The following is a 23719-nucleotide window of genomic DNA, read 5'->3' as shown; positions in this document are numbered from 1 at the left end:
AAGAAAAAACCAGCTTTCCCAGAACTCTGGCCGTGACAGGTAAGACTTTGACCGCTTTTAAAATTGACGCGGAAACTCTGCAAGAGCAAATGCAAACTTGAAGGAGGAGTAGGGGGAGGTGATACCCGTCCACAAGAACGGGTATCTCGTTGACATCTAAGCCGCTTTGCCCGCAGCTTCAGCAGTAGCACCGCCTTTTCTCATCAGCCATAACGCGGCCACAAGAATAGTGGCCTGCAGACCTAGCCCCTGCCAAGTGGAGTAAATTCCCAACCAGTCAATACTGAATTGTACTGGAAGGGGTGAAATAGCAATCCAGGCCGCTTCCTGTAGCGCCGCCACCGCTTTTCCTGCGAGCACGAATGACAGGGCCAGCAGTACATAAGTGGTCGCAGAGAAGAACTTGCCAATCGGCAGGCTCACTGAGTAACGCATCAGGGCAAAGCCAACTACTGCGAGCAGGGCCACACCAGCGACAATACCTCCCCAGAGTGTGTTGTACTGACTTTCTGAAGTCTGCGCCAACAGCGACTGATAGAACAGAATAGTTTCAAAAATTTCACGATAAACCGCAATGAAGGCTAGGCCGGCAATCCCCCACAGGGCGCCAGTACTCAAGCTGCGATTGATACTATCTTGAATATATTTCTGCCACTCTGACGCCTGTGTCTTACTATGCATCCAGAAACCTACATAGAAGAGCACCATTGCGGCCAACAGCGCAGCGACACCTTCCATGACCTCACGGCTGGCACCGCTGATGGTGATAACGCTTTGGGCCGCAACCCAGGTGGCAAAGCCAGCTGCAAATGCACCAATCCAACCCAAGTGCACAAATTTGAGGGCATCGCGGCGTCCAGTCTTCACCAGAATTGTTGTCAGCGCAATTACTACCAGCAGGGCCTCCAGCCCTTCACGCAGTAGGATTACCAAGCTGGCAATAAACAAGGCGGCGCCGGACAGATTGCTATCCTCCATCAGTGCTTCCGCCTGAGCCAGTTGCTGCAGAATCGCCTCAACCTGATCTTCAACCTGTTGTGGGTCGCTGTCTGCGTTCAGTTGTGCACGCAAACCCAGCAGTTCACGCTCAGTGGCCTGGCGCAGATGCACATCCAGTGAATCCAGCGAGTTCTCAGCCATCTCAAAGCCATCCAGGTAAGCGCTGATAGCCAGAGTACGGGCACTGACAAAGTCGCCCTGCTGGTAGGCTTGCAGGGATTTTTGCAACTGTACACGCGCGACATCAATTGGGGTGTCCCCCTCTTCCATTGCAGTGCTAAACAGCGCGCTGGGATTTCCACGCAGAGCCGCTACTGACTGGGGGGAAAAATCCGGACGGTCGCTTCGCAGTACCTGTGGGCTGTACATCACTAGATCCTGCAAGCTCAGCTTCGGTTCTGCAGCGTCAGCGCTTTCTCCTGTAAAAGCCAGGCTCCCCACGAAAAAAGCCAGTGACCAGCGCTGCTGTTCGTTGAGGTTCTTGAATGCTGTCATGGCAGTACCGTCGATACCATTGCTAATGGCATCATAGAGCCCAAGCAGCGAGCGATTCTCAGCCCGCTCGCGCTCGTGGAAATCGGTCGGTGCAGGTTCCAGCTGGGCCGCCAGAGGGCCATCCCCTTTACCTTCCACACCGTGGCAAGCGATACACTGAGCCTGATAGAGGGCACGACTTTCATTAAGATCGAGCAGCGTGGTAGGCAGAGAAAGCGCCGGCGCAATAGACAGTAATCCCTGTCGCAATTTAGCCGTGTGCACCTGGACCTCGGCAATAGCTGCTTTGCGCTGAATCGCCTCCTGTAAAGCCCTGGCTTCGGCGCGGATTGTCACAGCCTCTGCGGAATCCGCGAGCTGTTGCCCACGGTCGATCAACAACTGGGCAAACTCCTCCATCTCAGCATATTCATCCGTGTTAATGATCTCACCGTCGGCCACCGCCTCCGGGTAATCCACACCTATATATTCCGCCATCTGCATAAGCTGGCGCAGCTGCTGCTCGGAAAGGCCTGCCTGCTGGGCCTGGGTGGGGATTATCGTAATCGCCAACAACGCCACAAACAGGCGGGCCAGGTATTGGGAAAGGCGCATGGAGAGTCCTTTTCTGTTGCTGCAAACAATGTTGAGAATATGGCGCATAATATAATTGATAACCATTCTCACAACAAAGTCCGCATGAACACTAACTGCTTCAGAGATAAGCTTGTAATTTATATTGCACACAATTACATTGCGCACAATATAAATTACAGGAGATGATCATGACTGACCTCTACTCGATTCCCGTCAAGACTGCCGCTGGTGAGACTGCAACTCTCGAAGACTTTAAGGGCAAGGTGATCCTGATAGTCAATACCGCTAGTAAATGCGGCTTTACCAAACAGTACAGTGGGCTGGAAAACCTCTACAAAGAGTACAAGGATCGCGGCCTGACTGTTCTCGGTTTTCCTTGCAACCAATTCGGCAAGCAGGAACCAGGCAGTGATGAAGAGATTCAGGAGTTTTGTGAGCTGAATTTTGGAGTCAGTTTCCCTGTTTACGCCAAGCTGGACGTAAATGGCCCCTCTGCACATCCACTGTTTGTAGAATTGAAAAAGCGTGCACCGGGGCTGCTTGGCACCGAAGGAATCAAGTGGAATTTCACCAAGTTTCTGATTAGTAAGGACGGCGAACAGGTAAAGCGCTACGCTCCCAAGGACACTCCCGAATCCCTCCAGGCGGAAATTGAGCGGATGCTGTGACTGTGGTCTGTGATGATGATTCCATAGAGCTGGCTCTCAATCGCCAGCTCTGCTTTGCCCTTTACGCCGCCTCCCGAGCTATGACCCGGGCATATCAGCCCATGCTGAAGGACCTGGATATCACCTACCCCCAGTACCTGGTATTGATGGTTCTGTGGGAGTGGGCCGCGGAGGGGGATCAAAGCCACAAAGATCGGAGCCTTGGAGCTCTTGGCCAGCGCCTCATGCTCGATTCGGGCACACTCACCCCCCTATTAAAGCGCATGGAGCAGCGCGGTCTGGTCCAAAGATACCGCGCCTCCTGGGATGAACGTGTCACCCTACTGTCGGCTACCGAAGTAGCTCTGGATCTTAAGCCCCGGGCCCGCGCCTGGGTACAACAACGCATTGACCAGTCTTCAATCACTAGGTCTGAAGTGGAGCAATTGCACGGAGACCTTTGGCAATTCCTGAATAAGCTGGGAAGTGAGACTGCCAGTTCACCTACTAAATAGACTCTACTGCTCCATTTATGCCCCCTCATTGGCCTCACAGTTTGAGGGGACATGCATTTATTAAATAAAATTCATTGAAAACCGATATAAAATAGGATGAAAAAACTACAAAAAAAAGAATAAAGTGCAAATTTAGGATAACCATTGACTGCAAGGTTGAAAAATATACATAATGTGTGAAATCCAGTCCGACGCGGATATCGCCAGACATGAAGACTGACATCTGTACATTTAGCCAGCATCATCTCGCCCTAGCTTCCTCGCTACGAGTGCCGCTACGCGGCATATAATTTTTCTCTCCCCCACCCCCAACAGAATTCCCAACTTTATTTGGACGGCGCATAGACAGCAGCAGAGCCGCTTGTTTAGCCTCGGAACAAATAAGGAGAACAAGCGAAAATGAGCACAAAGAAAGATAAGTTAGTCATTTTTGATACGACTCTGCGCGATGGTGAGCAGAGCCCCGGCGCCTCTATGACCAAAGAGGAAAAGGTACGTATTGCCCGTATGCTGGAGCGCATGCGGGTGGACGTTATAGAAGCCGGTTTTGCAATCGCTAGCCCCGGGGACTTCGAAGCCGTGCAGGCAGTCGCTGAAGCAGTGACCGAATCCCGGATTTGTAGCTTGGCCCGCGCGGTTAACGCCGATATTCTGCGTGCCGGTGAAGCCTTAAAGAAAGCCAACGCCTCCCGCATCCACACATTTATCGCCACCTCTCCGATCCATATGAAGTACAAGCTACAGATGGATCCGGAAGACGTGTTGCAGCAAGCGGTAAACGCAGTTAAAACCGCACGCCAGTTTACCGATGATGTGGAATTCTCCCTGGAGGACGGTAGCCGTTCCGAGCCCGATTTTATGTACCGCATTATTGAAGCGGTAATCACTGCCGGGGCTGGCACCATCAATATTCCCGATACTGTCGGCTACGGCGAACCAGAAGAATACGGTGCCATGTTCCGCCGGGTTATCGAGAGTGTCCCCAATTCCGATAAAGCCATCTTCTCCACCCATTGCCACAACGACTTGGGCCTGGCAGTAGCCAACTCCCTATCCGCCGTGATGAATGGGGTACGTCAAGTAGAGTGCACTATCAACGGTCTGGGAGAGCGCGCAGGCAATGCTTCCCTGGAAGAAATTGTTATGGCTGTGCAGACCCGCCAGGATCTCTACCCAGTAGAAACCGGTATCGATACCAGCCATATTGTACCCACTTCACGCATGGTTTCCTCAGTAACCGGCTTCCCGGTGCAGCCAAACAAAGCTATCGTCGGCGCCAATGCCTTCGCGCACGAATCCGGCATTCACCAGGACGGTGTACTCAAGCATCGTGAAACCTATGAAATCATGCGTGCTGAGGATGTGGGCTGGGGCCAGAACCGCCTAGTTTTAGGCAAACACTCCGGTCGTGCTGCCGTGCGCGCCCGCTACGAAGAACTGGGCATCAATTTCTCAGACAGCGAAGAATTCCATCAGGTATTCCTGCGCTTTAAAGAACTGGCTGACAAGAAACACGAAATTTTCGACGAAGACTTACACTCCCTGGTTGCTGAAAGTGAAGCTCCTGTGGAGCGCTTTCAGCTCAACGACCTGGATGTACGCAGCAAAATTGGCAGCGCCCCCCAGGCTTTTATCAGCCTGTCAATTGATGGCAAAGCTCACGAGACAGAAGCTAAGGGTGACGGCCCCGTAGATGCCACGTTTAAAGCCATTGAGTATATCGTCGATAGCGGTGCAGACCTGAAACTCTATTCCGTGAATGCTGTTACCCAGGGAACCGATTCCCAGGGATCAGTGACTGTACGCCTGGAAAAAGATGGCCGTTTGGTTAACGGGGTAGGGGCAGATACCGATATTCTAATTGCCTCCGCACAAGCCTATATGGATGCGTTAAACTTGCTCGCCAGTAGTGAGAGTAAAAAACAGGGCGTGTAAGTGAACGAACTGCAGCGAGCGGAATATTTGTCAGTACTTGGTGTCGCCAGCTATGCGCCGCGCTTCGTATTGCCGCTCGCACCGGAGCCTCGCCAAGCCCTGCTGCCACCGGCTGTAGAGGCTGCCCCACCCCCACTGCGACAGGCAGAGCCCGCTGCCAACCCTCTGCCTCAATCGGTAGCGCACATTGTCTCTACCCCAGAGCAGGCTGACACAGCTGTTAGCCCGCCGGATATTGCAACGCTTACCGGTGGCGTACCCCAAGTGCAACCTGCGGTCATTACGCAGGTTGCGCCGCCCCGACAGGAGGTTCGGCCATTTGTCCTCAATTGCTGGCGACTCGGGGAAGAGCTTCTCGCTGTGGACAGCCATGAGCCCGGAGCCGCCCTACCGCTGGATGCCCTGTTTGGCAATATTGTACAAGCGATGAACTGGCATCAGTTATCGCGTCAGCAGGAGCGCTTGCACTGGCCTCTGGCACAAAACCGCTTTGGCCCGATAGCCGATGCCTCTGAAGCTCGAGATACTTTTTCCAGCTGGCTAGAAGCTTCCTGTGCCCGCCACCCGGTAAAGTCTATTTGGCTGATGGGCGATGAAGCACAGAAGTTTTGTACTCCCATTCCACTCGATGAAACTGTCAATAATTGGCAAGGGGTCCGTGTCATCGGCATGCCAAGCCTGTCCCTATTGTTACAGGAACCCGAGCGCAAACGCGACCTCTGGCAATTACTGCGTGTAACTTACCCGGCAGAGACAGAGGCAAAATGAGTTTGCCGGCAGCTGTTGGGTTACGAAAACGCCTGGCAGGAGTAACTGATTGTGCAGCTCTCGCTGCGCTTGCACGCAGTGCTCACAGCCACCCGTGGAATGAAACCCAATACCGACAAAGTCTTGAGTCTGGACACCAAGGCTGGCTACTTGAGAATGAAGGGGAAATGATCGCCTGCTGTGTCATCAGCCATCTATTCGACGAGGTGGAAATCCTCGATGTAGCCGTCGCTCCTAATTGGCGCCGGCACGGCATCGCCGAGAGATTGCTCAAGGGGTTAATCACAGAGCTACCCGATGACATCCGGCGGCTACTGCTTGAGGTGCGCAGTTCAAATCTCGCCGCACTCTCGCTCTACCGCAAACTAGGTTTTTCTGAAGACGGCTTGCGTAAGAATTACTATCCCGCAGAAAACGGTAGCAGAGAGAATGCTGTACTCATGAGCCTCGCCCTGGACGATAGCGGGTCGTAAAATACCCACTGACGACAGAAAGGACCGTTTTCTCACTGCGCCTAGAGGGCGACTTTCAAGGGGGGCGCCCTGCCAAACAGCGTCACCACCCATCAGTTTTTGCGGCAGCATCACCGAGGTTCCCACTGATCCGACCGCGTAAAAAGAGTTATTGAATGACGCTATCGAACAGCAGCCCATCACTCCTCGAAGGCTCGGTGCCCGCTCACCTGCAGAGGCTGGCCCTTCCTATGGTATGGGGCATTCTCGCCGTAATGTCCTTCAATATTGTGGACACTTTCTTTGTCTCCCAATTGGGCAGTGCGCCACTGGCGGCCATGAGTTTTACCTTTCCCGTAGTGATGGTAATCAACAGCTTTGCTATCGGCCTGGGCGCCGGCACCTCATCGGCAGTCGCCCGTGCCTTTGGTGCCGGAGAAGTACAGGATGTACGCAGACTGGTTACCGATACTTCGATTTTGGCGTTACTGATCTCCCTGGTAATCTCAGTTGCCGGCCTGCTCACGATCCGACCACTATTCTCACTGCTTGGTGCGAGCCCTGAGCTACTGCCACTCATTGCCGACTATATGGTGCCCTGGTACCTCGGCACTATCTTCGTGATTGTCCCCACGATCGCCATGTCCGCCTTACGCGCCATCGGCAACAGCGCCTTGACCGGGCGTATTATGGTGGGTGTGGCCCTGTTTAACCTTATTCTCGATCCCATCCTGATCTTTGGGCTGTTTGGCTTCCCCCGCCTGGAATTACAGGGTGCGGCAATCGCGACGGTCATCGTGCGCGCACTGAGTTTCTTTGCAGCTCTTTATTTCCTGATTCGCCGCGAACACTTGATGGCCCCACCCCAATGGCACCTGGGCACCCTGATTGAATCCTGGCGCAAGATACTGGCCGTAGGACTGCCGGCGATACTGACCAATGTGATCATCCCCATGTCTGGCGGTGTCGTTGTAGCACTGGTTGCTGTGCATGGTGATGATGCCGTTGCCGGCCTGGGGGTAGCGATGCGTATTGAGCCGATGGCTCTGATTATCTTCTATGCGCTTTCAGCGGTAGTTGGTCCTTTTATGGGACAGAATGCTGGAGCTGGAAAAATCGATCGGCTGCGGGAAACTGTCAGCGTACTGGCACGTTTCTGCCTCATACTGGGCAGTAGCCTGGCAGTACTTTTATATTTTATTGGCGAACCTATCGCGCGCCTGTTTAGTGAGTCCCCAGAAGTTATCGCCGTGGCAGTCGCCTACCTCACCCTGGTGCCCATCAGTTATGCCGGTTACGGCTTTGTAATGTCAGCCAATGCCGCCTTTAACGGCCTTGGACGCCCCCTGCCCGCTACCATGATTTCCTTCTTGAGGGTGCTCGGTATCTACCTGCCCCTGGCTTGGCTGGGAAATCAGCTATGGGGAATGACCGGTTTGTTTGTTGCGACAGCCACATCCAATATCCTCCTGGGTATCCTTTCATGGTGGTGGCTACGCCACGATACCCGACAGCGTACGGCCGAAGTAGCCACCCCGGAGCAGCTGCCAGCCAGCTAAACAGCAGCCCCGGGCACACCGGGGCTTACTCCCCACCTCAGGCACTCCACTAACTCAAACGTCAGTACCAGTCAAGGAAGCGACCGCCACTTTTCTCTTCATGCACATTACTTCCACTTTTCCTCAATCGCTTCAGACACCACCGGCAAGCCTCACCTCAAATCCGGCATTTCCGGTGAAGGATCACTTAGAAATCGACCAATTCCCAACATGGTCGGTGACCTATGGAAGCAATGGAATACCCCCGCTCAATGCAGCGCCTGCTGCCTGAAAAAATCCTGTTAATCATATTCATTGGCTTGTTAGGCGGATGCGATCGGGATAACCCAACCCAAGAAAGCTCTGACTCGAGTGAGAATTTAAATAACTTCACTGAAAACTTGGATAATTTCCCCTGGATAATAAATATCGACAATAAACGCGCGCCCTATATTTACGAAGCCAACAGTCATGAACAGGTTCTGGTGAATGTACAGAGTGTCGATTCGGTTACGGTGAGTGGAAAAGACTATTCGAGTGTAACGGCCCCCGGTATCCCCGACTATGAAACCGAAATTACTGAAGACCTGTACGAATGGCTCCTAAGTCGACCCAGGGTGGATACCGATTTCGTCAGCGGCAATCCACTCCTACAGGTTGGCGATCTCATCAGATTTGGCCAGGACATCGGCTATCGCAGTAACTCTTCCTGTGGCGTGAATGCTGGCTATGATTACTGGCCATCAGGCCCGGTCTGCCCGGAAAATATCTCCCACGAGGGGTATTTTCCGCTGGTGCCGGAAGAGTCTGGGGAGGCGTGTGAAACTGGCCTGGGTGTCCAAGAGTACTGGGTTAACGGTACCTCTATCTATCAGTGGAGCGACGGCCAGGTTTTGGATGGAACCTTGCACACTCTGGCGCCAGTGGCAGAAATGTAGGATGTGGATATTTGCGGTGGGCACGCCGCACGTGGCGATTACCACCACCATTCCTATAGCGACTGCCTTGCAGAGCTTGTAGCCGACATAGGTAACAACCACCCACCCATTTACGGCTTTACTGCCGACGGCTATGCAGTTTATGGGCCCTCGGAAGAAGATGGTGTGCTGGCCAAAAGTAGCTGAGCTATCCGAAAATTACGACGATCCAACTCAATCAGCGGGTGTGGTTCTCCCGGAGAGAGGAACCGCCGGCTGGTCGATGAATAAAGCCTGGCACAGGGTTATGAAGTGCTGAATAAACCTGGTCCCAGTACCAGCGATACTTTTACCGCTCTGTCCGGCAATATCTTCAAAACTTCTGCCGGCTTCTTTTATAGGGATTACTACTGGGACCCGCATCTAACCGCACAAGGCGGCGCTTATCTGGACCAATAGAATGGGGCGAGCGTGGCTACCATTACCACCTGACCGTGACCCTGAGTGACAACACGCAGTTAATTCCAGCCTTCCCCTATACCTTTGGCCCACGCTTCTTCGGCAAGCTGGACGATCAAACCCTGGTAAATGTCTGCTCCGGTGAAGTCGGCGGCGGGCTGCCACCCAGACCACCTCCGCGCCCCTGATTCCCTCCGTGACTCGACGGGACTCCAGCGCACAGCCTGTGCGCTGGAACTCTGTCCATAAAAATATTGGGCTTTGCAAAAATTAACACCATTACCCCAGGCGCACTGTACACAATGCCCGGCGATAAATAATCATAGGTACAGGAGGAATTTGCTCTCTCTAAAAAATGACTGAATTACTTAGCGGCAAAGACATAGGACAGCTTTTCAGTTTAGGTTGTCGGGGGGAATTTCCAGCTTAGAAACCGCTTCTCAGTATAATTCTTGTACTGCATCCAGTATCAAAATGCACAGCAAGCATCCATATTTTGTCCACTTTTCTCGGGTAGTTTCAAAGTACTTATCCTTTGATGCCTCGGTGGATTATGAAAGTAAAAGCACTCTTAAATCACGACGGGTACTCGCTACTGTCCTATGCCCTCACCCTCACATTACTCGCTGGTGTACTGCATGGCTGTGGAGGTGGTGGAAACTCCTCCTCTGAAACAGAAACAAGCAGTGATGTGAGCAGCAGTGGCAGTGATGGCGATAGTGACTCTGGGGATAACAGCAGCGATGATGGCGGCTCGGGGGATGCCGGTGTTTGGATCATCAACACCACCGATGAGCGCGCTCCTTACATCTATGAGAATAACAGTAATGAACAGGTTCAGGTAAACGTACAAAGTGTCGAGTCAGTAACGGTGAATGGCAGAGACTATACACGGGTAACTGCTACAGGCATCCCCGACTACGAAATTCTTATCACTGACAATATCCTCAACGCGCTTCTCAGCCGCCCCAAAGTCAGCACAGACTTCCTCAGTGGCAGCCCTACAGTGCAGCCAGGGGATATTATCAGTTTTGGTCAGGATATTGGTTACCGCAGTAATTCCTCTTGCGGCGCTGAAGCTGGATATGGTTTTTGGCCACCGGGGCCCCTTTGCCCAGAAAACGTTTCCCATGAAGGCTATATTCCCAAAACGCCAGAAGTTGCTACCGAGGATTGCGAGACCGGCCTCGGCGTCCAGGGCTACTGGGTGAACGGCACCTCAATTTACCAATGGAGTGATGGCCAGTCAGTTAACAACACCTGGCACACTCTCGCACCTTTCGCAGAGGTCTACGATGTGGATGTCTGTGGAGGCCATGCCGCCAATGGCGACTACCACCATCACTTCTACAGCAACTGCCTCGCTGACCTGGTGGGTGATGTGGGTGATAGCCACTCACCAATCTACGGCTACACTGCCGATGGCTATGCCATTCACGGCCCCTGGGAAGACGACGACCAACTGGCACTGAGTAGTTGGGCGGTGCGCAACTATAACGATCCCAACTCGAAAACCGGCTGTGGCGATGCCGGAGAGCGGAGCTGTCTCTTGGTAGATGAATACAACATCAACCAGGGGACCCAAACCACCAATAATACCGGTCCCACTACCAGCGGCAGCTATACCTCACTATCGGGTAATGAATTCGATACAACCTCTGGTTTCTTTTACGAAGATTACTACTGGGATTCCGAATTAACCGCTCTGGGCGGAGCCTACCTTGATCAGTACAACGGGCACAGCGATAGCGAGCGCGGCTATCACTACCACCTAACGGTTACGCTCAGTGATGATGCCCAGCTGATACCGGCATTCCCATTTACTTTTGGGCCGCGCTTTTACGGAAAACTGGACGACCAAACTATCGTGAATCGATGCTCCACTACTGTTGGTCGTTAAAGTTTAATCATACTTGGAAGCGAGCAGCTTATGAAATTACACAAGTATTTAACTGCTGGGTTCCTGGTATATGCAGTGATCGGCACCCTCACAGTGATAGCCCAAGCCAATCCGCATACAGGACACGGTGGTGATCAGCACCCCATTGTGAAAATACCAATGCATATTGCCACACCGAGAATTGAGCTGAACATCAGCCGGGATACGATGTCCGGATTCAATTTACACATCGACTTTGACCGCTTCGAACTCGAATCACCTCGCGATGCCAGTGATACCCCACAAAGATTTCTTGAGGGCCACGCACATCTTTATATTAATGGCAAAAAAGTACAGCGCCTCTATGCCGCCGATGTGCACCTGCCAGAAAAGCTATTACGGCCCGGATTTAACCAAATCACTGTAACCCTAAATGCACATGATCACAGCACCTGGAGCCGTGGAGGTAAACGGATACTGGCAACCCTCTTTATACAGTGCGACCGGGAAAACTTCGTCTTACACCGGTTTTCCACTTCGCCAATTTCTCTCGGAGCTTCCGTTAAAAATCAGGCTCCAACACTGGGAGCCGCCCTTGCAAATAATTGAGCTTTTGTTCTGCACAGCAAAAGCTACTCACCCGCCATGGGAAAGAAAATCACCTGCGTATTTACTGCATAATTACTGTACGTGTACGCTTGTGTTACAACCTACCAGCACAGGCACGACCCAGGATCAACGGAACGGGAGGATTCGCCGCGTTTACAGCCTGAAGGACGAACCGGATACGATATGTCGTTAAATATTCGCTACAAACTCAGCTTGGCATTTTTACTGACCACCGCAATTACCGTCGGTGGTATGTTTGTATTTTTCCAGTGGAGTTTTAGCCACGGTTTTCTCGCCTACATGCGTGCACAGGAACTACGCGATGTTGAAGACCTTGTTCAAGCGCTGGAAGACTATTATGCACATAAAGGGAGCTGGCAGTCCCTGGAAGGCAACGGCCATGAATGGCTGGACCTACACCACCAAACTATCTTTCGCCAACTGGGACAATTACCACCACCGCCCCCTGGCGGCCCCGGCAGGCCTCCAAGGGGCATGGGTCCAGAAGGTGGCAGACCAGGAATGCCCCCACCCGCTGGTGACCGTCTCGGCCCACGCCTAAGCCTGCTCGATAGCGAAAAGCGCCTGGTGATTGGACGCCCCGCACCAGCAGAGAAATTGCTCTACCAACCCTTGACCATTGAAGGCAAGACAGTGGGGTTTCTCACTATCAACCCACCGGCATCCCTGTCCAATAATTATGAGCAGGGCTTTATACGGGAACAGTCACGTACTTTTGCACTGATCTCTATTGTCACCTTCATCCTGGCCCTTGGTATCGCCCTGCCCCTGGCCTGGCAGCTGGTTCGCCCCATCCGCCGCCTAGCTGAAGCTACCCATCGCCTTACCTCCGGCAATTACAAAACCCGTATCGATATTGAACGCAGCGATGAGCTGGGCCAGCTAAGTGCGGATTTCAACCGGCTGGCTGCAACCCTTGAGGCCAATGAACACGCACGCAATCGCTGGATGGCAGATATATCCCATGAATTGCGCACTCCACTGGCAGTGTTGAAGGGACAAATTGAGGCGTTACAGGATGGTGTACGCACCGCTTCCCCAAAAAACCTCGATATACTCCATGATAAAATTCACCAGTTAAATCGCCTGATCAACGACCTCTACGAACTCTCCCTATCTGACGTGGGAGCTCTTAGTTATTGCAAAACCGATATTCCCCTAGCTCCATTACTAAATGATATCGTCGATGATTTTCGCAGTGCCTTTGCGCAGAAAAATATAGCCTTGAAATTGACCAATAAACTAAGTGCAGACAGGCTCATCTATGCCGATGCGGCGCGCCTACAGCAGCTATTCGGCAACCTGCTCACTAACAGTGAGCGCTATACCGATAGTGGCGGCCAATTACGAGTTTCAGCCCGTGCCAAAGCACAAACCGTTATCCTCACTTTCGAGGATTCAGCCCCTGGAGTCACCAATGGGGATATACCCCACCTTTTCGACCGCCTATACCGTACTGAAAGTTCACGTAGCCGCGAGACCGGTGGGGCTGGCCTGGGTTTGTCAATCTGTCAAAATATTGTCAAAGCCCATGAGGGCAGTATCTCAGCCACCTCTTCGCGCTTAGGAGGCCTGGAAATCAGTATTTTTCTCCCCCTTATTCAGCGGATCAAATGGTAGGAATAATGACCGCAAAAATCCTTATAGTTGAAGATGAAACCGAGCTGGCCAACCTGCTGCTGGACTATTTACGCGCAGCTGAATATCAAGCCGATATCCTTTCTGATGGCAATCAGGTTGTGCCCTATATGAAGTCCCAATCGCCAGATTTAATTTTGCTGGACCTGATGCTCCCCGGAAAAGGCGGACTGGAAATCTGCGAGGAAATCCGTCGCACCAGTAATGTACCGATTATTATGATGACCGCCAGAATAGAGGAAGCAGACCGCCTGCGAGGGCTGGAAATTGGTGCGGACGACTATGTGTGCAAGCCGTACAGTCCCAGGGAGCTGGTAGCAAGGGTAAAGGCGGTATTACGTCGTACCACTGCCACCGGGCAACCAGACCTGGGCACGATACAACTGGAACCCAAAACCAGGCAGCTGCGTATTGGCGGCCGCGATGTTGGTTTGACCTCCCTGGAGTTTCACTTGTTTGAGCTGCTCTACAGTGAACCCGGCCGCATTTTTTCCCGAGAGCAAATCATGGATCGCATCTATTCAGATTACCGGGTAATCAGCGACCGCACTATCGACAGCCATATCAAAAAAGTACGCAAGAAAATAACCGCTGTACTACCAGACACAGAGCTTATTCAATCGGTGTATGGGGCGGGATATAAATTCGAGATGCAATAATAGCCTTGTTTTTCATAGGCAAATTTTGGTGCTTATAACAACTGCTGGGGGCAAGCCCCAGCTAAAAAATTACAGGGCTTCGGTCGCCTTTTGCAGCCACTCGGCAGTCTTCTCATTGACCAGCGGCGTAATAGTATCGCGTACGCGCTGGTGATAGCGATTGAGCCAGTCCAACTCCTTTTTTGTCAGCAGCTCCACATCAATTAAACGGTGATCGATCGGCGCCAATGTCAGCTCCTCAAACTCCAGAAAACCGATGTAATCCGCACTCTCTTTAACGAAAACCAGATTTTCTATTCGAATTCCATATTGGCCGGTAAGGTAAAAGCCGGGCTCATTGGAAAGAATCATGCCTGGCTGCAATGCCACACCAGTGGCTACCTTGCCAATTCTCTGTGGTCCTTCATGCACACTTAAGAAACTGCCAACCCCATGGCCTGTACCATGAGCATAATCCAGACCCGCCTCCCACAGTGAGCGCCTTGCGATAGCATCTATCTGCTCTCCGCAGGTGCCTAGTGGGAAGCGGAGGGTGGCTATTGCAATGTGGCCCTTCAGTACTCTGGTAAAGTGCTCCTTTGCAGGTGCCGGAAATTTCCCCAGGGCCACTGTGCGAGTGACATCGGTGGTGCCATCCGGGTATTGAGCCCCGGAATCACACAGGTAAATGCTTTCCGCTTTCATCGCCAAGCTGGATTGATCACTCACCCGGTAGTGCACAATGGCACCGTTAGGTCCGTAGCCCGAGATAGTTTCAAAACTATTTCCGCGAAAACCCTCGCGCTCCTCGCGCTTGCTATACAGCAGTTGCACCGCCGACAGTTCGTCGAGGCCATTTTGAACCGCGCTGGGTAACTCGCACAGAAACTCACACAGTGCCGCGCCATCGCGCTCATGGGCGGCCCTGGAGCCGGCCAGCTCCACAGAATTTTTACAAGCCTTCGCCTCAATCACGGGATCGCGCTCAAGTAGCAACTGTAAATCCAGTTCGCGCAGCTGCTGCAGGGTCCAGCAATTGCTTATTGAGGCATCTACCCAGATCTTATTGGCATGGCGACGGCGCAAGTCTTCGAATAACTGCCCTTTTTCTGACACCAGTGTCACTTCGTGATCCAGATGCTCCAGCACCCCTTCACCAATAGCCTGCTCGGCCAGGTACAGTGTGGCACTGCCATCCCGGTACAACACCGCATTAGCCAGGGCAACGGGGAGGTGGGGAATATCATCACCGCGGATATTAAAAAGCCAAGCGCAGCTTTCGGGGTTGGGCAGCCAAAGGGCATCTACACGTTTTTCCGCCAGTAATCCAGCAATACGCTGGCGCTTTTCTCTAGAGTGCTCCCCGGTAAATACCAATGGATGTGGACGCGCGGCTCCACAGGGGGGGTGGGGCCGATCCCGCCAAACCGCATCTATTGGATTTTGTTCCAGTGGCCGGAGAGAGATATCCCTCTCGGCGAGACGCTTTTTCAGCAGTGCCAGTCCAGGTTCGGTATGTAGACGTGGGTCAAAGCCAAGCGACTGTCCTTCACGTAATTGATCGCAAACCCAAGCAGCAATAGCCTGACCATCAAGGTTTTCCAACTCAATGGGTTGATCCCCTATCTGCTGCTCTCCCTGCAATGTATAACGCCCATCGACAAACAGCGCTGCTTCCCTCTGACTGATTACTGCCATGCCGGCGGACCCGGTAAACCCAGTTATCCAGGACAGTCGTTCATCGGCGGCGGGTACATACTCATTCTGATATTCATCAGCGCGGGGAACCAGGAAGGCCTCCACCCCCTGCCGCTTGAGCTCACCACGCAACGCCTGCAACCTGTCCTGACTCATAGATCCCCCTTAGCTTAAGAGAACTGCAAACCCGTTCACCAGCCTTGACTGGTCCCACTGTGCAATCCGTCCAACATTGATTTGGCTGAAAGGCCAACTTTATTCGAAAGATGTCCAGAAACGCCAGCCCTGACAGCAACTCAGCCCATTGGAGCTTGGTCTTCGCTGATCAAGCTCACATATTGCCTAATTCGCAGTATACCCCACCCTCTAAACAGTACCGACGCATACAAAACCAACCTCAACCACAAGAAAATCTGTATATAGGCATGTTCACAAATCGACTTGTTGTTAACCGTGAAAATGTATACGTACAGAGCACTGTCGGACACTTGGCAGAATACAGTGGCTGAGATGGCACAAAGAATATGAAGTGGAACACTACCTGATTTAAATGTTAATTTTCTAAGGGTAAAATTTCTGCAAGCCACTCAAGTTGCCACCCTCAGCAAATCCCACTCCTAAGGTACAGCTTCCACTAACTACTCAAGTCATCACCCTTGGCAAGTCCCCACCTAATGGTATAGGCAGGAGATATATAAGCCTCCTGTATCTTCCATTTCTTTTGAGGACCTACAGCCCCCAGATAAAGGGTTCCCTAGCCAGACTTTAAATTGAGTCTTTCGATCGTTTGTATAGTTTCCCTTCACCTGGCAATTACGACCCAATAATGGACTTTCTGACCTGCCGAAAATCTACCTACGAATCACCGGTGATGTATGGAGTCTGTATAGCGGTAATGGTAACTTCGGCGATCACATCACCTAATGATACGCAATATTATCAACGATATTTTCTTCGAACACGCAACGGTTAATCCCGTTTACGACTCCGTGTAGCAAGCAGGTGAACTCACACACAACGGCCAGGGATTTGCCTTTGTGTAGAGCAAAATGTCTAGATATTAAGAAACAGAAAAAATATGATTAAAGGATATTGGTCAACCAAGGATTTATACCAGCACTACCGCTACTCATGCCGTACATTTTTTAGATGGATAAAATGAGACACAAACCCTTTTCCATAGCCACACATCAAAGCATCTGACAGTCACAAACATTGGGCTATCGATGATATTGAAAAGTGAGAGTCTCAAGTTTCACATCCAGAATCAGCTTGAGACCAATACTTCCCCACCCGAAGAGGAAAGCTTGTATTTTATCGGGCGGGAAGGATATCAACCCGAAAAGAGCACCTTATATTAACTTATTCGATTGAATTATCCCATTTGGTAATGGCTGATTGCCATGTCGGTCACCAAATACAGCTTTTACTCCACCTTTTGGCGCATGACTGGGAAGCTCCAATTTTAATTGTCTTAGTAGCACACCACCGTGCTGTTCTGGTTTCATCGCTTGATTTCCAACTCCGCTCACCCAAAGCCCTCCAAATGCTTGTCGCGGCGAACCCGGAATTATTTTGTTGCCAACATAATGTACGTCGACGTATACCTTTCGAGCAGTACCGTTAAATATAATTGCATTTTTAAAAACAAAAACATAAGTATTTGGATAAGTCACAGCAGATGAACGAACCAAACACTCCAAATCGGTATAGGTAAGACCATTATTGGCCCACAGTTCAATTTTATTTATTAAGGTATAAGTTGCCCCAGAACTATAACAACTATTACACATCATCATTCTCCTTACATAACCGTCGCAAATAAATTTATCCACTAAGTTCAAGTAAAAAATCTGACTTGAGATTATTTGTCGGCACTAAGGGGTAAGTTGTTACGCTTCGAACTTCATTATTTATCACACACAATTACACGGCGTCTTTTATTGCATTTCTCAATAAATCTATCTCCATTACCCATAATCAATTAATAGAAAATAATTATTTTTTCTGCGTTAAAATTGAGCGGGTATTACATTTTGCGTATCTCTAAGGGATTTTCGATATCGAAGGCAAAAAGATTTTAAATGAATATTAGTCGATCAAAGGTGATGAGCAGCGGGAGGTTCAAATTTTACACTTAAAAAATACACAGTTGCTTTCCAGTCCATCCTTAGCGATGACAGGCACCTCATCGCCTTCGCTAAGGATTACTTACTTATTTAGGCGTCGATGTTGAATCTTATTTTGTATTCCCCAGTAAACACATTTTGAACCAATACATCTGAACTGCACTTAGATGAAGGGGTTGCTCCTATTGAAAATTGATAGTAGCCATTCATCTGGATAACTGACCAATTGAACCTACATGATTGATAGGTTAATACCCCAGCATCCGCCACACCATTAGTGATAGAGGTGTGGAAAGTCGAATTGTTTGCAACTGCTGGGCTTGGAAATAATGGAGAAATAATCCCGGTTGAATTTGTTCCATTAATGAGCACATTATCAGAAGAAGTGTTATTTTTGAGTTCTATGCTTGTTGATAATGTAGATGCCAGTGCCGGTACAGAGTGCGCTACTGATACAAGTAATGCTGCTGTTAGAAAAAATTTTCGTTTAACTTCCATTTCAGTGCTCCTTGAAAATGACGTGTGAAGACTTTCAGCAAGTCCATAGTCATTTCAACCCAGCCTGTCATCAAATGTCAATATTGTCACATCAATACAAAACATGGACCGCGAAAACTAATCAGTGAAGCTAACCCAGGAACGTTGGAAAGAGTCAACTCCAGCAACAGTAAATGTATACAGCCAAGAGCCTACCCTGCCACCCTATTAGCATCGACCAGCCTGACCGGATAGTATTCATTGGTCACCAGCCAAGAGCAAAACCAAAGGCCAATTTGATATAATGCGTCCTTTCGGATTCGGCCTTGGAGTATATTTCTATATGTGTACACAGGGCGTACACAGATAAGGTTAAATCTAAGTGAACCAAGATTTTTCTCAACGATTTCAAAGACGTAGAACTTTCGCCATCATTTCCCACCCGGATGCCGGTAAAACAACCGTGACCGAAAAGTTACTTTTGTTCGGAAACGCAATCCAGATGGCAGGCTCTGTCAAAGGTAAGAAGGGGCCCCATGCGCGCTCTGACTGGATGACCATGGAACAAGAAAGGGGCATCTCTGTCACCTCATCGGTCATGCAGTTTCCCTACAAAGAGCGCACGGTTAACCTGCTCGATACTCCTGGACACGAGGACTTCTCCGAGGATACTTACCGGGTACTCACCGCAGTGGACTCGGCACTGATGGTGATCGATGGGGCCAAGGGGGTCGAAGACCGTACAATAAAACTAATGAATGTGTGCCGCCTGCGTACCACTCCCATTCTATCTTTTATCAACAAACTCGATCGGGACATTCGAGACCCCATCGAAGTGATGGATGAAATTGAGGAGGTCCTCAACATCCAGGCCGCTCCTATCAATTGGCCGCTCAGTTCCGGCAAAAGCTTTAAAGGGGTTTACAACCTCTACACCGATACGATTCACGTATTTACCCAAGGCCAAGGCCACACCATCCCGGATGATATCCAGATTAAGGGACTTGATTCAGCAGAGGCTGACGAATTGCTCGGGGAGTACGCAGAGGATATCCGCGAGGAGATCGAGCTGGTGCGCGGTGCCACCCATGAGTTCAATCTGGAAGCTTACCTTGCGGGTGAACTTACCCCAGTATTTTTTGGTACTGCCCTTGGTAACTTTGGCGTTCGTGAAATGCTCGATGGGTTTGTGGAGTGGGCTCCGGGTCCCCAGTCCCGCGCTACCCAAGAGCGCCAGGTTGAACCGAGCGAAGAAAAGTTTTCCGGTTTTGTGTTTAAGATCCAGGCCAACATGGACCCCAAACACCGGGATCGTATCGCCTTTATGCGCGTTTGTTCCGGTACCTACTCCCGCGGAATGAAAATGAAGCATGTGCGCATTAGCAAGGATGTAAAAATTGCCGACGCCGTGACGTTTATGGCCGGCGACCGCACCCATGTAGAAGAGGCCATTGCCGGTGACATTATCGGCTTACACAACCACGGTACTATCCAGATTGGCGATACATTTACCGAAGGTGAGGCTCTTAAATTTACTGGTATCCCCAATTTTGCTCCAGAGTTGTTCCGCCGGATTCGCCTCAAAGATCCGTTGAAACTGAAACAGTTACAAAAAGGTTTACAACAGCTTTCTGAAGAAGGCTCTACCCAGGTATTTTTCCCGCTGGATAACAACGACATTATTGTCGGTGCCGTTGGTGTACTGCAGTTTGAAGTGGTTGCCTATCGCCTTAAGGACGAATACAAAGTAGAAGCCATTTACGAAAATGTAAATGTGAATACAGCCCGTTGGGTGGAAAGTGAAATCGTCAAAGAACTGGAGAACTTCAAACGCAAAGCAAGTACCAATCTCGCCATTGACGGTAGCGGCCACCTAACCTATCTGGCACCAACCCGAGTGAATTTGCAGTTGGCAGAGGAGCGTTATCCGGATATTCGCTTCTACGCTACCCGTGAGCATTAATTTATGCGGGCTTTTCCTGAGACCATTTGCCAGTTCCAGGGCGTTTAAGCAGTAGACTGAGAGATCCATAATGAGTCAGCAGAAAGAATTACCGGCAGAGATACCCCGCCTTGGCAACAGCGTCACCGCTGCTATTGGCAGGCTGCTGATCAGGCTGATGGGCTGGCGCCTGGAGGGCACCTTCCCCCCTGAGAAGAAAGTGATGGTGGCCCTGGCCCCACACACATCCAACTGGGATTTTGTCGTAGCCATGCCTTTTATCATGGCCTACAGGGTAAAAATTTCCTGGCTGATGAAACGGGAAGCTTTTTTCTTCCCCTTTAAAAATCTCTTTATGTGGCTCGGCGGTGTCCCTACCAATCGCGGCTCCGCAGGGGGTATCGCAAAACAGGTAGCCACGCAGTACCGCAATAACGAAAAAATGTGGGTCGGTATTACTCCCGAAGGAACTCGTAAGAAAGTTACCAAGTGGAAAAGTGGTTTCCTGCGAATTGCTTACGCAGCCAATGTACCAATCTTATTGGTTGCCTGGGATTTTTCACGTAAACGCTTCTGCCTTGACTCCCTCTACCATCCCACCGGAAACCTGGACGAGGATATGAGAGAGATCCAGCACCGCTTCAGTAAATACCAGGGGTTCCACCGCAAAATGCAGACTGGCACCTTGGAGGGTAACGAATCCTCCCGTGATAGAACTTAGTAGCGATTTAACCTTAACCACACTCCTGATACTCACCGCGGTGGCCTTCACCGCGGGCTTTATCAACGCCATCTCCGGTGGTGGAGGCCTGATCACCCTGCCCACACTTTTATGGGCTGGCCTTCCCCCGCTCGATGCCCTCGGCACCAATAAATTCCAAGCGGTTTTCGGCACTCTCTCATCCAGTTTTAACTATTTTCAAAAGGGGCACTTGCAACTGAGACCCCTGTGGCCCGGCCTGGTCACAGCAATGATCGGTTCATCCATGGGGACCTGGGCTGTCACAAAGCTCGGCGTTGAAACACTGGATACATTACTGCCTTTACTGATTATCGCCATTGCTCTCTACTTCAGTTTTTCACCGAGAATTTCAGACATCGACTCCAAACCCAGAATGGACTCGAGGCTCTTTCATCTTTTTGTCGGTGGCGGGATAGGTTTTTACGGAGGTTTTTTTGGCCCCGGTATGGGAGCCTTTTATGCCTTGGCATTTGCGGCGCTACTCGGCTACAACATGCGTAAAGCTACTGCGTCGACCAAACCATTGGTTTTGGCCACAAATATCACTTCTCTAGTTATATTTATACTAGGTGGCCACCTCTCTCTAATGCTGGGTATTACTATGGCTGCCGCCCAGATAATTGGTGCAAGACTTGGGTCCAACCTGGTTATCACACATGGAGCCAAGCTAATTAAGCCTGTGATTATTCTTGCCACCCTGGCTATCTCGATAAAATTACTATTGGAGCCGTAGAAAAGTGACCCTGTTTCTCACCTTGCTGCTGTCCTTCTGTGCATTCGTCATTGTAATCTGGACTTTTATGCACCTGCGTACCCCGCGTTTTCGCATGGATAGAGCCACTTTTATTAAAGGCCTGGAAGACGCCATTACCGGTCAGGCCAGCGAGAGTGAGTGGCGTGCTTTGGTGGCGATTCCGATGCGCCATGACCCAGAGCTGGAGAAAATGCGTCTCAAGTGCCTGGAAATAGAAGAGTACGAGTCCAGTGATAGCCCACCCTATTTATTTACCGAAAGGGGACTGGAACAGCTGCGCCAAATTCGCAGCAAACTACTTATTAATACATCAGACAAACAGTCAAAATCTTGAGCCAACGAGTGTTAATCAAGGATAAACATATGTTTAAACCACTGTTATCCCTTACCGGGGGTCTTATAGCAACCATGGCGATTGGTATCGCCCAGGCAAAACCGCTGCCTCAGGAGGACCTCTCAGTTGCCGAGGTGCTACGCGACCGCGCCCTGGAGTCCTCAGATGCATACAGCATCGTGGAATCATTGACAGTGGAAGTTGGGCCTCGCCGCGCAGGTACAGAGGGAGACCGGCGTGCAGTGACCTGGGCTCAGAAAAAGATGAAAGACCTGGGTTTTGACCGGGTCTATACGGAACAGATAGACGTACCGCGCTGGGCTCGTGGCCATGCCCACGCAGAAGTTGTTTCTCCTTATCCGCAACCCCTGGTTGTCAGCTCCCTGGGCTACAGTGTTGCAACACCCGATGGCGGTCTCACCGCCGAGATTGTCGAGTTCGCCGATGTAGAGGCTTTAATTAAAGCATCGCCAAAACAGGTTAAGGGTAAAATAGCGTTTATCAACAAACGCATGGAAAAAGCCCGCACCGGTGAAGGCTATGGCCCTGCAGTTCAGGGGCGCAGTCGCGGTATGCGCGCAGCTTCAGAGAAAGGTGCAGCTGCCCTGCTCCTGCGCTCCGTCGGCACAGACTCAGACCGTTTCGCTCACACCGGTATGATGTCTATCGACGGTATTAAAAATCCGGTCCCCGCCCTGGCGCTCTCAGCACCCGATGCCAACCTGCTTGAAGCCATGCTCAAACGCGGTGCACCTGTAGAAGTTAAGCTCAATGTGAATAATGAGCGCCTTGCCGATGGCCCCTCTTTTAATGTGATTGGGGAAATTACTGGTCGCGAAAAACCGGAAGAAGTCATGATCATTGGGGCCCATCTGGACTCCTGGGACGAAGCCACAGGTGCCCTTGACGATGGTGCTGGTGTCGCCATTGTTTTGGAGACTGCACGCCTGATTGGTGAGTTACCCGAGCGTCCACGTCGCACCCTGCGTGTAGTCCTGTTCGGTGCAGAAGAAATTGGCTTGGTCGGTGCTAAGCAATATATCGATGCCCACCGCCATGAACTCGACAACATTATCGCCATTTCAGAATCTGACTTTGGCGCAGGAAAAGTCTGGCGCTTTGATACTAGGCTGCCGGAGAGTAAATTCGATATCGCCGACCAGATGATGCAATTATTGGCGCCGCTAGGCATTGAGCGTGGTAATAACGAATCCTATGGCGGCCCCGATAGCAGTGTTTTCGTCGCCCAGGGTGTGCCAGCCTTTGGCCTTTACCAGGATGGTACTGATTACTTCGACTACCACCATACTCCCAACGATACCCTGGACAAGATCGACCCTGAGAACCTGCGCCAAAATGTCGCTGCCTGGGTGGTGATGTCTTTCCTTGCCACCGAAATGGAAGGTGACCTCGGGCGTATTCCCACTAAATCTGAGTAATCTATAAATACTCCAGTTATTTTAAAAAGCCCCACTCAGAGGGGCTTTTTTATTTCCCTCTTATTCCACCCAACCCAAACTTTCGATCACAAAGACTTCCGTGCCACCTTTAATAAAA

The 23719-nt window shown here is 50.9% G+C and carries 23 protein-coding genes; 18 read left to right on the top strand and 5 right to left on the bottom strand.

Annotated elements, in window-relative coordinates; genetic code table 11:
• Positions 1 to 156 precede the first annotated feature (156 nt).
• The gene (locus tag G367_RS0104265) at positions 157 to 2088 is read right to left on the bottom strand and encodes a cytochrome c/FTR1 family iron permease (protein WP_211214882.1); all 1932 of its coding nucleotides are present in this window, start codon (positions 2086 to 2088) and stop codon (positions 157 to 159) included.
• Positions 2089 to 2258: 170 nt separating this feature from the next.
• Between G367_RS0104265 and G367_RS0104260 the strand changes: the two genes are divergently transcribed.
• From G367_RS0104260 to G367_RS0104210, 13 genes are all read left to right on the top strand, one after another.
• On the top strand, positions 2259 to 2738 hold the full coding sequence (locus G367_RS0104260; RefSeq protein ID WP_020411865.1) for a glutathione peroxidase: 480 nt from the start codon (positions 2259 to 2261) through the stop codon (positions 2736 to 2738).
• Entirely contained in the window at positions 2735 to 3232 is a 498-nt protein-coding gene (locus G367_RS26740; RefSeq protein ID WP_020411864.1) for a MarR family winged helix-turn-helix transcriptional regulator, read from the top strand. The genes G367_RS0104260 and G367_RS26740 overlap by 4 nt, the downstream gene beginning before the upstream one ends.
• Positions 3233 to 3631: 399 nt before the next feature.
• Entirely contained in the window at positions 3632 to 5167 is a 1536-nt protein-coding gene (locus G367_RS0104250) for a 2-isopropylmalate synthase (RefSeq protein WP_020411863.1), read from the top strand.
• Entirely contained in the window at positions 5168 to 5935 is a 768-nt protein-coding gene (locus G367_RS0104245) for a hypothetical protein (RefSeq protein WP_020411862.1), read from the top strand.
• On the top strand, positions 5932 to 6408 hold the full coding sequence (gene rimI, locus G367_RS23070; RefSeq protein WP_020411861.1) for a ribosomal protein S18-alanine N-acetyltransferase: 477 nt from the start codon (positions 5932 to 5934) through the stop codon (positions 6406 to 6408). Before G367_RS0104245 ends, rimI begins: the two co-directional genes overlap by 4 nt.
• A 155-nt stretch (positions 6409 to 6563) precedes the next feature.
• Positions 6564 to 7946, top strand: a complete 1383-nt coding sequence (locus G367_RS0104235) for an MATE family efflux transporter (RefSeq protein WP_020411860.1) — start codon at positions 6564 to 6566, stop codon at positions 7944 to 7946.
• Between the two features lie 233 nt (positions 7947 to 8179).
• Positions 8180 to 8863 (top strand): hypothetical protein, encoded by a 684-nt coding sequence (locus tag G367_RS24890; RefSeq protein ID WP_157533337.1) that lies wholly within the window; start codon positions 8180 to 8182, stop codon positions 8861 to 8863.
• 3 nt (positions 8864 to 8866) lie between these two features.
• Entirely contained in the window at positions 8867 to 9049 is a 183-nt protein-coding gene (locus G367_RS24885) for a YHYH protein (protein WP_020411858.1), read from the top strand.
• 105 nt (positions 9050 to 9154) lie between these two features.
• A complete protein-coding gene (locus tag G367_RS25985) occupies positions 9155 to 9301 on the top strand; it encodes a hypothetical protein (protein WP_020411857.1) in 147 nt (48 codons plus the stop codon).
• A gap of 553 nt (positions 9302 to 9854) precedes the next feature.
• Positions 9855 to 11201, top strand: coding sequence for a YHYH protein (locus G367_RS0104225; protein WP_020411855.1), 1347 nt, complete (start codon positions 9855 to 9857; stop codon positions 11199 to 11201).
• Positions 11202 to 11231: 30 nt separating this feature from the next.
• Complete coding sequence (locus tag G367_RS24880; protein ID WP_020411854.1) at positions 11232 to 11789, top strand: hypothetical protein; 558 nt, start codon at positions 11232 to 11234, stop codon at positions 11787 to 11789.
• 183 nt (positions 11790 to 11972) lie between these two features.
• Positions 11973 to 13430 carry an ATP-binding protein gene (locus G367_RS0104215; protein ID WP_020411853.1) on the top strand — a complete coding sequence of 486 codons (1458 nt, stop codon included), beginning with the start codon at positions 11973 to 11975 and terminating at the stop codon, positions 13428 to 13430.
• 5 nt (positions 13431 to 13435) lie between these two features.
• On the top strand, positions 13436 to 14107 hold the full coding sequence (locus G367_RS0104210) for a response regulator (RefSeq protein WP_026304918.1): 672 nt from the start codon (positions 13436 to 13438) through the stop codon (positions 14105 to 14107).
• 69 nt (positions 14108 to 14176) lie between these two features.
• Here the strand turns inward: G367_RS0104210 and G367_RS0104205 are convergent, their stop codons facing one another.
• From G367_RS0104205 to G367_RS25975, 4 genes are all read right to left on the bottom strand, one after another.
• Positions 14177 to 15940: an aminopeptidase P family protein gene (locus tag G367_RS0104205; protein ID WP_020411851.1), complete on the bottom strand. Its 1764-nt coding sequence runs from the start codon at positions 15938 to 15940 to the stop codon at positions 14177 to 14179.
• Positions 15941 to 16418: 478 nt separating this feature from the next.
• Positions 16419 to 16526, bottom strand: coding sequence for a hypothetical protein (locus tag G367_RS27065; protein WP_157533350.1), 108 nt, complete (start codon positions 16524 to 16526; stop codon positions 16419 to 16421).
• Between the two features lie 610 nt (positions 16527 to 17136).
• A complete protein-coding gene (locus tag G367_RS0104200; RefSeq protein ID WP_020411850.1) occupies positions 17137 to 17577 on the bottom strand; it encodes a hypothetical protein in 441 nt (146 codons plus the stop codon).
• A 426-nt stretch (positions 17578 to 18003) separates the two neighbouring features.
• Positions 18004 to 18411, bottom strand: a complete 408-nt coding sequence (locus G367_RS25975) for a hypothetical protein (RefSeq protein ID WP_157533335.1) — start codon at positions 18409 to 18411, stop codon at positions 18004 to 18006.
• 361 nt (positions 18412 to 18772) lie between these two features.
• On the opposite strand from G367_RS25975, the gene G367_RS0104190 reads away from it, so the two are divergent.
• The 5 genes from G367_RS0104190 (at position 18773) to G367_RS0104170 (ending at position 23601) form a co-directional block, all read left to right on the top strand.
• A complete protein-coding gene (locus G367_RS0104190; RefSeq protein WP_026304917.1) occupies positions 18773 to 20353 on the top strand; it encodes a peptide chain release factor 3 in 1581 nt (526 codons plus the stop codon).
• Positions 20354 to 20423: 70 nt separating this feature from the next.
• Complete coding sequence (locus G367_RS0104185; protein WP_020411846.1) at positions 20424 to 21053, top strand: lysophospholipid acyltransferase family protein; 630 nt, start codon at positions 20424 to 20426, stop codon at positions 21051 to 21053.
• A complete protein-coding gene (locus G367_RS0104180) occupies positions 21040 to 21807 on the top strand; it encodes a TSUP family transporter (RefSeq protein WP_020411845.1) in 768 nt (255 codons plus the stop codon). Before G367_RS0104185 ends, G367_RS0104180 begins: the two co-directional genes overlap by 14 nt.
• A gap of 4 nt (positions 21808 to 21811) precedes the next feature.
• A complete protein-coding gene (locus G367_RS0104175; protein ID WP_020411844.1) occupies positions 21812 to 22162 on the top strand; it encodes a hypothetical protein in 351 nt (116 codons plus the stop codon).
• Positions 22163 to 22191: 29 nt separating this feature from the next.
• A complete protein-coding gene (locus tag G367_RS0104170) occupies positions 22192 to 23601 on the top strand; it encodes a M20/M25/M40 family metallo-hydrolase (protein ID WP_020411843.1) in 1410 nt (469 codons plus the stop codon).
• Positions 23602 to 23719: the final 118 nt, after the last annotated feature.

The organism is Microbulbifer variabilis ATCC 700307 (assembly GCF_000380565.1).
GTDB lineage: Bacteria > Pseudomonadota > Gammaproteobacteria > Pseudomonadales > Cellvibrionaceae > Microbulbifer > Microbulbifer variabilis.
This window is presented reverse-complemented; position numbering and strand designations above follow the sequence as displayed.